A 13,829-nucleotide genomic window follows, 5' to 3' on the forward strand; every position below is an offset into this window, starting at 1 on the left:
CGACGCGAGGCCTCAGGCGAACAGGCGCTGCAGGCGCTGGACGCCCTCGAGGAGCTGGTCCTCGCCGAGTGCGTACGACAGGCGCAGGTAGCCCGACGGTCCGAAGGCCTCCCCCGGGACGACGGCGACCTCGGCGCGCTCGAGGATGACGTCCGCCAGCTCGAGGGAGGTCTCGATGCGCACGCCGTCCCACTCGCGTCCGAGCAGGCCCGTGACGTCGGGGTAGACGTAGAACGCCCCGAGCGGGTTCGGGACGGTGACGCCCGGGATCTTCGCGAGTTCCGAGACGATGAGCCCGCGACGGCGGTCGAACGCCTGTCGCATCTTCTCGGCCTCGTCCTGCGGGCCGGTGAGGGCGGCGAGGGCGGCGCGCTGGGCGATGTTGTTGACGTTGGAGGACAGGTGCGACTGCAGGTTGCCGGCGACCTTGATGGCGTCGGCGGGGCCGACCATCCAGCCCACGCGCCACCCGGTCATGGCGTACGTCTTCGCGACGCCGTTGACGAGGATCGTCTGGCCGGCGAGCTCCGGCACGGCCTCGACGATCGACTGGGCCCGAGCGCCCTCGTAGACGAGGTTCTGGTAGATCTCGTCGCTGATCACCCAGATACCGTGGGCGAGGGCCCACTCGCCGATGGCCTTCGTCTCGTCGGGCGTGTAGACGGCGCCGGTCGGGTTCGACGGCGACACGAACACGAGCACCGTGGTCTTGTCGGTGCGGGCGGCCTCGAGTTGGTCGACCGTGACCTTGTACTCCTGGTCGGCGCCGGCGAACACCTCGACGGGCACGCCGTCGGCGAGGGCGATGGCCTCGGGGTACGTCGTCCAGTAGGGGGCCGGGAGGAGGACCTCGTCGCCGGGGTTCACGACGGCCTGGAAGGCCTGGTAGACCGACTGCTTGCCGCCGTTGGTGACGATGACCTGCGACGGTGCGACCTCGAGGCCCGAGTCGCGGAGCGTCTTCGCGGCGATCGCCTCGCGCAGGACGGGCAGACCGGCGGCGGGCGTGTAGCGGAAGTTGGCGGGGTCGCGCAGGGCCTCGGCCGCGGCATCCACGACGAACTGCGGCGTCGCGAAGTCGGGCTCTCCGGCCGCGTACGAGATCACCGGACGGCCGGCGGCCTGCAGGGCCTTGGCCTTGGCGTCGACCTTGAGGGTCGCGGACTCGGCGATGGCGGAGAGTTTGGCGGAGACGGGGGCGCGTTCGGTCACCCTCCGAGCGTACCGTCGGGCATCGCCCGGGCGAGAGGTGTGACGCGGGTCAGCGTGTGGGACGCGTGAGGATCTCGTTGCCCGACTCGAGGATGGCCACCGTGTGCTCGGTGTGCGCGGTGCGGCATCCCGTCGCGCTCCGGAGCGTCCAGCCGTCGTCGTCGACTTTCAGCTCGTCGGTGTCGACCATGACCCACGGCTCGATCGCCAGCATGAGGCCCGGGCGCAGACGGTAACCGCGGCCCGCGCGGCCGATGTTCGACACGTGCGGGTCCTGGTGCATCGTCGTGCCGATGCCGTGACCGCCGAACTCGGTGTTGACGGGGTAGCCCGCCGCGGTGAGGACGTCGCCGATCGCGGCCGAGATGTCGCCGATCCGGGCGCCGGGCTGCGCCGCCTCGATGCCGGCGGCCAGGGCCTCCTGGGTCGCGGTGATCAGCGGGTCGTTCTCACCGTGGGCGCCGCCGCCCACGGTGAAGCTGATCGCGGCGTCCGCGGCGACGCCGCTCGTCTTGATCGCGAGGTCGAGCGTCAGCAGATCACCCGCGACGACGCGCTGGTCGCGCGGGCGGCCGTGGAGGACGGCGTCGTTCACGGCTGTGCAGATGTAGTGGCCGAACGGGCCGCGGCCGAAGGACGGCGCGTAGTCGACGTAGCAGGACTCGGCGCCGGCGCCCAGGATCATGTCCTTCGCCCACGCGTCGATCTCGAGGAGGTTCGTCCCCGGCTTCACCCGCTCCTTGATCCCGTGCAGGATGTCGCCGACGAGTCCACCCGTCGTGCGGGCACGGTCGATCTGGTCAGGGGTGAGGATCTCGATCACGAGGCAGTCCGTTCGGTCGGCAGGCGCAACGGACAATCATACGTCCGCACCGTGACGGCTGGTCGGGAGCGTAGCGCAGCGCCGCCGGCTGACCGGCCCGGGCGCTTCACAGCCCGCTCCACTACGGTGGATAGGTGAGTGACCCCCAGACCCCGACCGAACCCGCAGACACCCCCGCCCTCCCCGGCTTCGACGAGCTGGGTCTGACCGGTCCCGTCCTCGCCGCCATCAAGGACCTCGGTTACGAGACGCCCTCCGCGATCCAGGCCGCGACCATCCCCGTCCTCCTCGGCGGCCGCGACGTCGTCGGCATGGCGCAGACCGGTACCGGCAAGACGGCCGCATTCGCGCTGCCGATCATGGAGAACCTCGACCTGACGCAGAAGACGCCGCAGGCGCTCGTCCTGGCCCCGACCCGTGAGCTCGCGCTCCAGGTCTGCGAGGCGTTCGAGTCCTACGCCGCCCGCATGAAGGGCGTTCACGTCCTCCCCGTCTACGGCGGCCAGGGCTACGGCGTGCAACTGTCGGCCCTCCGCCGCGGTGTGCACATCGTCGTCGGCACCCCCGGCCGCATCATGGACCACCTCGAGAAGGGCACGCTCGACCTCTCGCAGCTGAAGAACCTCGTCCTCGACGAGGCCGACGAGATGCTGAAGATGGGCTTCGCCGAGGACGTCGAGCAGATCCTCGCCAAGACGCCCGCCGAGAAGCAGGTCGCCCTGTTCTCGGCGACCATGCCGGCATCCATCCGTCGTCTCGCGCAGCAGTACCTGCGCGACCCGGAGGAGATCACGGTCAAGACCAAGACCTCCACGAACACGAACATCACGCAGCGCTACCTGATCGTGTCGTACCAGCAGAAGGTCGACGCCCTCACGCGCATCCTCGAGGTCGAGGACTTCGACGGGATGATCATCTTCGTCCGCACGAAGAACGAGACCGAGACCCTCGCCGAGAAGCTGCGCGCCCGCGGCTTCAGCGCGGCGCCGATCAACGGTGACATCCCGCAGCCGCAGCGCGAGCGCAGCATCCAGCAGCTCAAGGACGGCAAGCTCGACATCCTCGTCGCAACCGACGTCGCCGCGCGCGGTCTCGACGTGGAGCGCATCAGCCACGTCGTGAACTTCGACATCCCGACCGACACCGAGTCGTACGTGCACCGCATCGGCCGCACCGGCCGCGCCGGGCGCAAGGGCGACGCGATCAGCTTCGTGACCCCGCGCGAGCGCTACCTGCTCGCGCACATCGAGCGCGCGACGCGTCAGGCGCCGACGCAGATGCAGCTGCCGACGACCGAGGACATCAACTCGACCCGTCTCGCCCGCTTCGACGACGCGATCACCGCCGCGCTCGCCGAGACGGACCGCATCACCGGGTTCCGCGACGTCATCGCGCACTACGTCCGCAACCACGACGTGCCCGAGCAGGACGTCGCCGCCGCCCTCGCCGTCGTGGCGCAGGGTGAGACGCCGCTGCTGCTCGACCCGGCAGCCGACCAGCTCGCCAAGACGCTGGCCGCCGACGCCGAGCGCGGCACGCGCAAGGACCGGCCGGCACGCGCCGACGGCCCCCGCGAGCGCCGCGGCAAGGGCGACTTCACGACGTACCGCATCGCGGTCGGGCGTCGTCAGCGCGTCGAGCCGCGCCAGATCGTCGGAGCGCTCGCGAACGAGGGCGGCCTCGGCCGTGACGACTTCGGCGCGATCACGATCCGTCCCGACTTCTCGCTCGTCGAGCTCCCGACCTCGATGGATGCCTCGGTCCTCGAGCGTCTGAAGGGCACCCGCATCTCGGGCCAGCTCATCGAGATCCGCCCCGATCGAGGCCGCCCCGGCGGCGAGCGTCCCAAGCGCTCCTTCGACGACCGCCCGAAGCGCTCGTACGACGACCGCCCGGAGCGCAAGCCGCGTCACGGCCGCGACTGACGGCATCCGCTGAGCGAGCGGCGTGCCGCGGCATCCGCTCGGTCGGCGATATCCGGCCGCCGTTTCGGGCCAGGGCCGCTGCCGGTCGCGGATGCAAGGGATCGCGCGCGACGCGCCGGGTGAAGGGTGAGACTTGCGGTGTGTCGCGCCGAAACTCTTGCATCCGCTGACGGCCGCCCCGCCCTACCGCTCAGCCGTCTGCACCCCCGGTGATGGCGGCGCGGATGCGGTCGACCGCGATCTTCGGTGTGCGGTCGGCGGTCACCAGCCCGTTCGTCTCCTGCAGGGTGTCGGTGAGCTGGGTGTAGCAGAACCCGGCGAGCACCTCGCTCGCGTGGACGGCTGCCATGAGGCCCTCGAAGCGCTCCGCGAAGTCGTCCGGTGAGGTCGCGGAGGAGTACCCCCACGCCCCCTCGGCCGCCGCGGTGTCGAACGAGATGCCGCCGAACTCGGTGAGCATCACGGGCGCATCGGCGACATCGCCGCTGAGGATCAGGTCGCGACCCGCGGGGCCCGTGGTGTCGAGAAGGTGCCGGATGCCGGTATCCGTCCGATAGCGCTCCCGAACCACCTCGGGCCGCCACTCGTAGTCGTGGATCGCGACGATGTCGGTGTCGACCTGCTCCCAGCCGTCGTTCGAGACGACGGGGCGGGTCGGGTCCAGCGCCTTCGTCAGCGACACGAGCGCTCGGGCGAAGTGCTGCATACGCGGGTCGCTCGCGATGTGCTGCACGCCCCAGCTCTCGTTGAGCGGCACCCACGTGACGATCGAGGGGTGGGATGCGTCGCGCCGCACGACCTCGAGCCACTCGCGCGTCGTCCGCTCGATCGCGGTCTGCGTGAACGTGTAGGTGCCGGGCGCCTCGCCCCACACGAGCAGGCCCAGCTGGTCGGCCGCGAGCAGGAACCGGGGGTCCTCGAACTTCTGGTGCACGCGTGTCGCCGTGAAGCCGAGCGAGCGGATCAGCTCGACCTCGTCGCGCAACGCCTCCGCCGACGGCGCAGCGAGATGCGTGTCGGGCCAGTAGCCCTGATTGAGGACCGACCGCACGAAGTACGGGCGGTCGTTCAGCCAGAACCGGCCCCGGGCGACGTGGGCGGTCCGGATGCCGAGGTACGAGTCCACGACGTCGTCGCCGACCGTGATCCTCGCGTCCACGAGGCGAGGGTGCTCGGGCGACCACAGCAGTTCCTCGTACGCCTGACCGTGCGCGAGGTCCGCGACGGGCAGGATCACGGTCACCTCGCGCGCTGCGGACGTGACCGCGCCTCTGGCGAGCGTGCGCCCCTCGAACGACAGATCGACCTCGATCCCGGTTTCCGACGGAGCGGACAGCTCGAGGTCGAGGGTGATCGTGCCCCCGCGCGGATCGGTCGTCCAGCGGACGGCTGCGACGTGCACCTCGGGCACGCTCTCGAGCCAGACCGGCTGCCAGATCCCGGACGTCCGGTGGTACCAGATAGAATGCGGCTGCTCGAGCCAATCCTGCTTGCCGCGGGGCTGCGCGATGTCGGTGGGATCGTCCTCGACCCGCACGACGACCGTCCGCTCTCCCGCGGCGACGGCGGTGGTGATGTCGAAGGAGAACGGCGTGTGACCGCCCTCGTGCCGCCCGACGGAGCGACCGCCGATCCAGACTTCGCAGCGGTAGTCGACGGCGCCGAAATGCAGCAGCACGCGGCGCCCGTCACCGTGCCCGGCGGCATCCAGATCCGCGTCGGTGAGGTCGCGCGAGTACCAGAGCACGCGGTGCGGGCCGGTGTCGCCGACCCCCGAGGCGGTCGATTCGGGCGGGAAGGGGACGATGATCCGACCCGAACGGATGCCGGTGCCCTCCCAGCCGAGCCGGGCCCCGGCATCCTCGTCGTCGAAGGCGAAGCCCCAGGTCCCGGTGAGGTCGGCCCACGCGCCTCGGACGAGCTGGGGTCTCGGGTAGGTGCCGTCCTGCGTGCTCGCGCGGAAGGTGACATCGTCGTCGCTCATGCGCACCAGCATGCCCGACCTCGGGGCGGTGTGCGCGCCGCGGTGAGACTCGGGTCGAGCCGCGGAGATCCTCGAGACGCGCCGCCGTACGGCATCCGTCCGTCGGAGTGTCGGCTCGGATCTCCGCCGTACGGCTCGCCTCAGGCGCGATCGCAGTGGATGCCGGCGTCCAGAAGCCCGTGCAGGGCGGCGACGACGGTGTCCCAGTCGTGGACGATCATCGCGTAATCGACCCGCAGCGTGACGTAGCCCCATGCCGCCGCGTTCGCGTCGCGCACCAGGTCGCGGTGGCGCGCCGCGGGTGGTGCGTGGTGCTCCGCGCCGTCGGCCTCGAGGATGATCCGGTCGCCGATGAGGAAGTCGACCCGTCCGACGGAGGTGATCTCGACCTGGGCGCGCATCGAGACGCCGGTGCCGCGCAGTCGCCAGCGCAGGAGCGATTCGAGGCCGCTCTCGGAGTGCGGCCCGGCGAAGTCCAGGGCCGCGCGGGCCGCGTCTCCGCACGTCCGGCGCAGCCACGCGCGGCCCGCAGGCGTGAGCATGCCGAGGTGCAGCGCCGACTCGACTGCCACGAAGAACTCCTCGACTCCGCGGCACAGCCAGATCTGCCGCAGCACGCGAGGAACGGATGCCGGCGCGAGGCGCCCGGGCGCCGGTGCAGCGTCCCAGTGGTCGAGGCACCGGCATCCGTCATGGGGAAGGCGGTGACCGTCGGCCCGCATCCACACATGGATGTCGGCGCCGACATCGAGCGTCCACAGGCCGAGGTGGCGAGCCGCACTCACGCAGCCGAGGACGCCGCCGTGCCGCGCGACATCCCGCACGGGCGCGCACGCCCCGCGGGTGGCGTAGGTGCCGCGGCGGACCCAAGAGATCGCGCCCGCCCGTGCCGCGGCGGCGATGGCTGAGGGACTCAGGCCCGATCTCCGGAGTTCCGTCGTCGTCGTCAGCCCAGCGCCGTCCTCGCACACGACCGCACCCTCTCGTGAAGCCGTCCTCAGGTGTCGTCCACCCGCCGAGGTCGTGGATCACTCGCCCGTCGAGGTCTGGGTGGAGGAGTCCTCGGCGGCGATGCGCATGGCCGCGTCAGCGGCGGAGATCCACCGCGACACGCCGTGGAACACCCCGGCGAGCCCGGCGCGCCGCCCAGATCTCCGCCGTTCGTCAGCCCCTCGCCCCGCCTCACCCCCCGAGGTGCAGGGCCGCCCACAGCTCGGCGCGGGCGGCGAACGAAGACAGGTCCACGCCGAGGATGCGCTCTGCGGCGGCGAGGCGCGTGCGGACGGTGTGCCGGTGGACCCCGAGCGCGGTCGCGGCGGTGTCGTTCGAGCCGTCGGCGACGACCCAGGCCCGGAGGGTCTCCTCGAGCCGGGCGCCGTGCGCGCGATCGTGCTCGCGCAGCGGGTCGAGGTAGGCCGCGGCGACCGTCGACGCCTGCCCCGCCGACAGGGCCGAGAGGATGCCGCGGGCCTGCACCTCTTCGAAGCGCACGATCCCGGGGGCGGCGGCGCGGCCCCGGGCGGCGCGTGCCTGGTCGAGCGCGCGGGCGACGTCGGCGTATCCCGCCGGTTCCGAGACCCCGAGTCGGAGCGCGAAGCGCGCCGGAATCTCCTCGAGCGTCGCGGCGGCCGAGGCGGGGACCACGATCACGACGTCGTCGTCGAGGGTGCCGTACAGCAGTGCCCCGTGCCGCTCGTCGGCGCGGAGCTCGAGGACGTCGATGAGAGCGTGCGTGCGGGGACCCGCGGCATCCGCCACCGCCACCACGACCGGAGCGGCGGGCAACGGCCCCCAGACGTCGCGTGAGATCTGCCGGGCGAGGCCGGGGTCGCCGGTGAGGAGCGACCGGACCATCCCGGAGCGGAGTGCGGTGCGGGCGCGCGAGAGGCGCTGGTGCTGCTCGAGCGCGAGGCCTGCCATCGCGATCACGGCGGTCACGACGTCGCGGCCGGCCTGGTCGAGCTCGCTCGCCGCGATGGCGAGGACGCCGCGCAGGCTCCCGCCCCGCCCCAGGGTCTGCAGCGTGAACGCGTCGGTGTCGGAGCGCAGCGACGAGCCCGCGCGGGCGCCGCGACGCAGGACCGCGTCGACCTCCGTCCTCAGCACAGCTGATGCGTCGACCGTGAGGCTCCCGGCCGGGTGCTCGCGGACGAGCTCGCCGGCCGCGTCGTACATCCCCACCCACGTGTCGAGCTGACGTGCGAGCTCGGCGATGGTCGCGTCGAGCCCGTCGGGCCGCAGCGCCGCGAGGGCGATCGCGCGCTGCGCGGACAGCGCCCAACTGCGCCGGGCGTACGCCTGCGCCGCGACGGCCTCGGCGTTGGCGCGCGCGACGGCGATGAAGGGCGTGTCGTACGGCACCTCGAACAGCGGCAGGTTCGCGCGTCGGCACGCGGCGGCGAGTCCCGGCGGGATGCCGTCGCGAGCCACCTCGGTCCCGAATCCCAATGCGGCCACGCCGCGATCCACCAGTCGCCGCACATAGGCGTCGAAGGGGTAGCGGATGCCGGCGGGGAACTGCGTGCCGGTGGTCAGGAGGACGAGGTCGTCGGCGAGGAACGGGGTCGGGTCGTCGAGGTCGGAGCTGTGCACCCACCGCGTCGCGCGGTCGAGGGCGCCCGGCGGCAGGTCGTCCTCCTCGCCCGCGAGGCTCAGCCGGAGCTCCCCGCGGCCGAGGAGGGCGCGCAGGGTGGGGTCGGCATCCCGAGCAACCATGCGGCCTCCCTTCTGTACGCGTCGTACAGTCCTGACGCGAGAATAGACGCAACGGCGAATGACCGCACGCCCGCGCCCCTCTACGCTCGCCGCATGAGCACCTCGATCGCCTCCGTCAGCACGCCCCTCGGTGGACCGTCCCTTCCGCAGGAACGCCGCCTCGAGACCGCGATCCCCGGCCCCCGCTCGCAGGAGCTGCTCTCGCGCAAGGCGGACGCCGTCGCCGCGGGTGTCGGTCACACCGTTCCGATCGCGGCCGTCGCCGCCGGTGGAGGCGTCGTGCTCGACGCCGACGGCAACTCGCTCATCGACCTCGGCTCGGGCATCGCCGTCACGACGGTGGGCAACGCCCACCCGAAGGTCGTCGAGGCGATCGCCGCGCAGGCCGCGCAGCTCACCCACACCTGCTTCATGATCTCGCCCTACGAGTCCTACATCGAGGTCGCCGAGACCCTCAACCGCCTGACCCCCGGCGACCACGCCAAGAAGAGCGCCCTCTTCAACTCCGGCGCCGAGGCCGTCGAGAACGCGGTCAAGATCGCCCGCAAGTTCACCGGCAAGCAGGCGGTCGTCGCCTTCGACCACGCGTACCACGGCCGCACGAACCTCACGATGGCGCTGACGGCCAAGTCGATGCCCTACAAGAGCGGCTTCGGTCCCTTCGCCTCCGAGATCTACCGCGTGCCCGGGTCGTACCCGCTGCGTGACGGACTGTCCGGAGCGGATGCCGCGGCCCGCGCCATCTCGATGATCGAGAAGCAGGTCGGTGCCGACAACCTGGCCGCCGTCATCATCGAGCCCATCCAGGGCGAGGGCGGCTTCGTCGTCCCGGCCGACGGCTTCCTCTCCGCCGTCGTCGAGTGGTGCCGCGAGAACGGCGTCGTCTTCATCGCCGACGAGGTGCAGTCCGGTTTCGCCCGGACCGGCGCCATGTTCGCGAGCGAGCACTTCGGTATCGTGCCGGACCTGATCACCACGGCCAAGGGCATCGCTGGGGGAATGCCCTTGGCCGCGGTCACCGGACGCGCCGACATCATGGATGCCACGCACACCGGTGGCCTCGGCGGCACCTACGGCGGCAACCCCGTCGCCTGTGCCGCAGCCCTCGCCGCGATGGACGCGTTCGAGAACGACGGCCTCATCGAGCGGGCGCAGGAGATCGAGAAGCTCCTCGCCTCCCGGCTGCGGGATCTCGCGGCATCCGATCCCCGCATCGGTGAGGTGCGCGGACTCGGAGCCATGATCGCCGCCGAGTTCGTCGACCCGACCACGGGTGCCCCCGATGCCGCGCTCACGGGTGCGATCGCGAAGGCGTGCGTCGCCGCGGGCGTCATCGTCCTCACCTGCGGCACCTACGGCAACGTCATCCGGTTCCTGCCGCCCCTGTCGATTTCGGACGAGCTGCTGACGGAGGGCCTCGACGTCGTCGCCGAGGCGCTGGGGAAGGGCTGAGTATGGCGGGTACGGACAACTGGTCGAACCCCGTCTCGCCCGAGACATCGGCGGGTCTCGGGGCGGTCACGAAGGCACGCTCGAACAAGCTGCGCTCGCGACACGTGACGATGATCACCCTCGGCGGGATCATCGGGGCCAGTCTGTTCGTCGGGTCCGGCAACGTCATCCGCGAAGTCGGACCGGCCGCGATCGTCTCGTACCTTATCGGCGGTCTGCTCGTCTTCTTCGCGATGCGGATGCTGGGCGAGATGGCGGCATCCCGTCCCGCCATCGGCTCGTTCATGGAGTACGCCCGCGTCGGTCTCGGCGATTGGGCCGCGTACCTCGTGGGCTGGCTGTACTGGTACTTCTGGGTCGGCGTCCTCGCCTATGAAGCCGTTCTCGGCGGCGAGACGATGCACACCTGGATCCCGGCGCTGCCGTCCTGGGCCTGGTCGCTCATCCTCATCGCGATCTTCGTCGGGACGAACGTCATCTCGGTGCGCACCTTCGGCGAGGTCGAGTTCTGGCTGGCCAGTATCAAGGTGGTCGCCATCGTCGTCTTCCTCGGCGCCGGCATCCTCTTCGCCCTCGGGCTCTGGCCGAACGCGACGGTCGCCGTCCCCAACCTGTGGGAGCACGGCGGCTTCGCCCCCAACGGCATCGGCGTCGCCTTCACCGGCGTAGCCCTCGTGATCTTCTCCTACTTCGGCACCGAGATCGCCGTCATGGCCTCGGCCGAATCGGTCGACCCCGCCAAGGGCATCCGGCAGGCGACGAGCACGATCATCTGGCGCATCCTGCTCTTCTTCGTCGGATCGGTCCTCGTCATCGTGACGGTCGTCCCGTGGGACGACCTCCCCGTGCCGACCGACGTCGCCAACGCCCCGTTCACGATCGCGCTGTCGAAGTTCGGCATCCCCTTCGCCGACGTCATCATGCAGCTCGTCATCTTCACGGCGGTCATCTCGGTGCTCAACTCGGGCCTGTATTCGGCGTCGCGCATGTTCGCCGCGCTCGCCGACAAGGGGTTCGCCCCGAAGGTCGTCGCCACCCGCTCGCGGACCGGCGTCCCCGTCATCGCGCTGCTCGCCTCCACCATCGGCGGCCTGATCGCGACGCTCGTCAACTTCGTCGCGCCGAGCTCGGGCATCTTCGACTTCATCATGAACTCGGCCGGACTCGTCGCCCTCTTCGTCTATGTCTTCATCGCCCTCACGCAGATGCGGCTGCGCCAGAAGATGACCCCCGACGAGGTCGCGAAGCTGAAGCTCAAGGTCTGGCTGCACCCGTGGCTCAACATCCTCCTCATCGCGTCCATCGCCGCCGTCGTGGTGGTCATGCTCACCTCCGAGTCCGGCCGTGCGCAGGTGTGGACGAGTCTCATCGCCACCGGCGTGCTGCTCGTGTTCTGGCCGCTCGTCCGTCGCAACCTCCGTCGCCGTCCCGACCACGCGTCGAACGAGCGCATCCCCTCCAACGAAGGAGTCGTGAATGACTGAGATCACCCGTGACGTCGTCATCGTGGGCGCCGGTGCCGCCGGCCTCACCGCAGCGAACGAACTGCGCAAGGCGGGGCTCTCGGTCGCGGTCCTCGAGGCTCGCGAGCGCGTCGGCGGCCGGCTGTGGACCGACGTCATCGACGGCGCCATGCTCGAACTCGGCGGTCAGTGGGTCTCGCCCGACCAAGACGCGCTCATCGACACGGTGGCCGAACTGGGACTCGACACCTTCAGCCGATACCGCGAGGGCGACAGCGTCTACGTCGGCCCCGACGGTGCCGTCTCGCGCTTCACGGGGGAGATGTTCCCCGTGAGCCCCGAGACCGAGCGGACGATCGACGAGATCACCCAGCGCCTCGACGCGATGGTCGCCGAGATCGACCCCGACCGTCCGTTCGCGCACCCGAAGGCCGCCGAGTGGGACACGATCACGTGGGACGCGTGGCTGCGCCAGCAGACCGACGACGACGAGGCGGTCCGCAACCTCGCCTTCGCGACCGGCTCCGCCATGCTCACGAAGCCGACCCACGCGTTCTCGCTGCTGCAGTCGCTCCTCATGGCCGCGAGCGCCGGCAGCTACTCGCACCTCGTCGACGCCGACTTCATCCTCGACAAGCGCGTCGTCGGCGGACTCCAGCAGGTCCCGGTCCTTCTCGCCGAGCGTCTCGGTGACGATGTCTTCCTGAACAGTCCCGTCCGCACCATCGAGTGGTCGGATGCCGGTGTCACGGCGCACGCGGACGGACTGACGGTCCGCGCCCGAAGCGCCGTCCTCGCCGTCGCGCCCGTGCTCTACAACCGCATCTCGTTCGTCCCGCCGATGCCGCGCCTGCAGCACCAGATGCACCAGCACATCTCGATGGGCTTCGTGATCAAGGTCCACGCCGTCTACGAGACGCCGTTCTGGCGCGAGAAGGGGCTCTCGGGCACCGCGTTCAGCCCATACGAGATCTGCCACGAGGCCTATGACAACACGAACCACGACGACCCGCGGGGCACGCTCGTCGGCTTCGTGTCGGACCGGAACGCCGACGACATGTTCCGCCTCACCGCCGAGGAGCGCAAAGAGCGCATCCTCGAGTCGCTGTCGCACTACTACGGTCCCGAGGCGAAGGACCCCGTCGTCTACTACGAGAGCGACTGGGGCACCGAGGAGTGGACCCGTGGCGCGTACGCGGCGAGCTTCGACCTCGGCGGCCTGCACCGCTACGGCGCCGATGTCCGCACCCCGGTCGGTCCGATCCAGTTCGCGTGCAGCGACATCGCCGGTGCGGGCTACCAGCACGTCGACGGCGCGATCCGCATGGGACGCCTCGCCGCGAGGAACATCCTCGAGGACGGCCGGGCATGACGAGCCGCATCGTCGTCGGCTACACCGCCACGAAGGCGGGCCGCGATGCGGTGGCCGTCGCGGGCGGGCTCGCGGCGGCATCCGGATCCGAACTCGACATCATCCTCGTCCTGCCCGGCGAGGGTCGGAGCGTCATCACTCCGCCGGACGCCTCGTACGACCGGTACCTGCTCGGCCAGGCCGAGTCGTGGCTCGCCGAGGCGGCCGCGTCGGTGCAGGCGGGCGTCGTGCACCGCGAGCACGCGCGCTACGCGGAGTCCTTCGCCGAAGGGCTCGTCGAGGCCGCCGACGAGTTCGGCGCGACGCACCTCGTCGTCGGCGCCGCCGACGGCGGAGCCCGGGGCCGCCACCGGCTCGGCTCGACGACGAGTCAGCTCCTGCACTCCTCCGACGTCCCGGTGGTCCTCGTGCCGCGTGGTGCCCGCAAGCGGGTGACGGATGCCGGTGTCCCGCGCCTCACCGTCGCCGTCGGCACGCGCGCCGGGGCGGACATCCTCCTCGAGGAGGCCGTCGCCCTCGCATCGGCGACCGGTGCCTCGCTGCGGCTCGTCTCGCTCGTGACGGTCGACTTGCCGGCATCCGTCGACACGGGGGTCATCCGCCTCGCCGGCGCCGCCCATGCCGAGAAGGTGCTCGCCGACGTGCTCGCCGCCATCCCCGAGGGTGTCCGCGCCGACATCGTGACCGCGAAGGGCGACAGCATCGAGGACGCCGTCGCGCACCTCGACTGGCTGCCGGGCGAGATGATCCTCGTCGGCTCGAGCCGCCTGGCCCAGCCGCGCCGTCTCTTCCTCGGATCCGTCGCCGCGAAGCTCCTGAGCGAGATCCCGGTGCCCATGGTCGTCGTCCCCCGTACCCGCACCACCGACTCGTCCCGCTGACC

The 13,829-nt window shown here is 71.1% G+C and carries 10 protein-coding genes; 5 read left to right on the forward strand and 5 right to left on the reverse strand.

Translation table 11 applies throughout. The features are described from left to right. Positions 1 to 12: 12 nt before the first annotated feature. Together ABCU91_RS05945 and map are read right to left on the reverse strand one after the other, a co-directional pair. Complete coding sequence (locus ABCU91_RS05945; protein ID WP_406922485.1) at positions 13 to 1,212, reverse strand: pyridoxal phosphate-dependent aminotransferase; 1,200 nt, start codon at positions 1,210 to 1,212, stop codon at positions 13 to 15. Positions 1,213 to 1,261: 49 nt separating this feature from the next. After that, entirely contained in the window at positions 1,262 to 2,035 is a 774-nt protein-coding gene (map, locus tag ABCU91_RS05950; RefSeq protein ID WP_413355156.1) for a type I methionyl aminopeptidase, read from the reverse strand. A 134-nt stretch (positions 2,036 to 2,169) separates the two neighbouring features. Here map and ABCU91_RS05955 point away from each other — a divergent pair, with 134 nt between their 5' ends. Then, the gene (locus tag ABCU91_RS05955) at positions 2,170 to 3,960 is read left to right on the forward strand and encodes a DEAD/DEAH box helicase (protein ID WP_091351839.1); all 1,791 of its coding nucleotides are present in this window, start codon (positions 2,170 to 2,172) and stop codon (positions 3,958 to 3,960) included. 190 nt (positions 3,961 to 4,150) lie between these two features. Here the strand turns inward: ABCU91_RS05955 and ABCU91_RS05960 are convergent, their stop codons facing one another. The 3 genes from ABCU91_RS05960 to ABCU91_RS05970 form a co-directional block, all read right to left on the reverse strand. Then, complete coding sequence (locus tag ABCU91_RS05960) at positions 4,151 to 5,944, reverse strand: glycoside hydrolase family 2 protein (RefSeq protein WP_413355157.1); 1,794 nt, start codon at positions 5,942 to 5,944, stop codon at positions 4,151 to 4,153. 140 nt (positions 5,945 to 6,084) lie between these two features. After that, the gene (locus tag ABCU91_RS05965) at positions 6,085 to 6,915 is read right to left on the reverse strand and encodes an endonuclease domain-containing protein (protein ID WP_413355158.1); all 831 of its coding nucleotides are present in this window, start codon (positions 6,913 to 6,915) and stop codon (positions 6,085 to 6,087) included. A gap of 211 nt (positions 6,916 to 7,126) precedes the next feature. Then, entirely contained in the window at positions 7,127 to 8,659 is a 1,533-nt protein-coding gene (locus ABCU91_RS05970; RefSeq protein WP_413355159.1) for a PucR family transcriptional regulator, read from the reverse strand. 93 nt (positions 8,660 to 8,752) lie between these two features. On the opposite strand from ABCU91_RS05970, the gene gabT reads away from it, so the two are divergent. From gabT to ABCU91_RS05990, 4 genes are read left to right on the forward strand one after another with little or no spacing between them, the layout of a single operon-like run. Further along, complete coding sequence (gene gabT / locus ABCU91_RS05975) at positions 8,753 to 10,111, forward strand: 4-aminobutyrate--2-oxoglutarate transaminase (RefSeq protein ID WP_413355160.1); 1,359 nt, start codon at positions 8,753 to 8,755, stop codon at positions 10,109 to 10,111. Positions 10,112 to 10,113: 2 nt separating this feature from the next. Then, positions 10,114 to 11,595: an amino acid permease gene (locus ABCU91_RS05980; RefSeq protein WP_413355161.1), complete on the forward strand. Its 1,482-nt coding sequence runs from the start codon at positions 10,114 to 10,116 to the stop codon at positions 11,593 to 11,595. Beyond that, on the forward strand, positions 11,588 to 12,946 hold the full coding sequence (locus ABCU91_RS05985; protein WP_091351848.1) for a flavin monoamine oxidase family protein: 1,359 nt from the start codon (positions 11,588 to 11,590) through the stop codon (positions 12,944 to 12,946). Before ABCU91_RS05980 ends, ABCU91_RS05985 begins: the two co-directional genes overlap by 8 nt. Continuing rightward, complete coding sequence (locus tag ABCU91_RS05990; RefSeq protein WP_413355162.1) at positions 12,943 to 13,827, forward strand: universal stress protein; 885 nt, start codon at positions 12,943 to 12,945, stop codon at positions 13,825 to 13,827. The genes ABCU91_RS05985 and ABCU91_RS05990 overlap by 4 nt, the downstream gene beginning before the upstream one ends. The last annotated feature ends 2 nt before the right edge of the window (positions 13,828 to 13,829 follow it).

It is taken from the genome of Microbacterium phoenicis, from assembly GCF_047302325.1.
Taxonomy (GTDB): Bacteria; Actinomycetota; Actinomycetes; order Actinomycetales; family Microbacteriaceae; genus Microbacterium.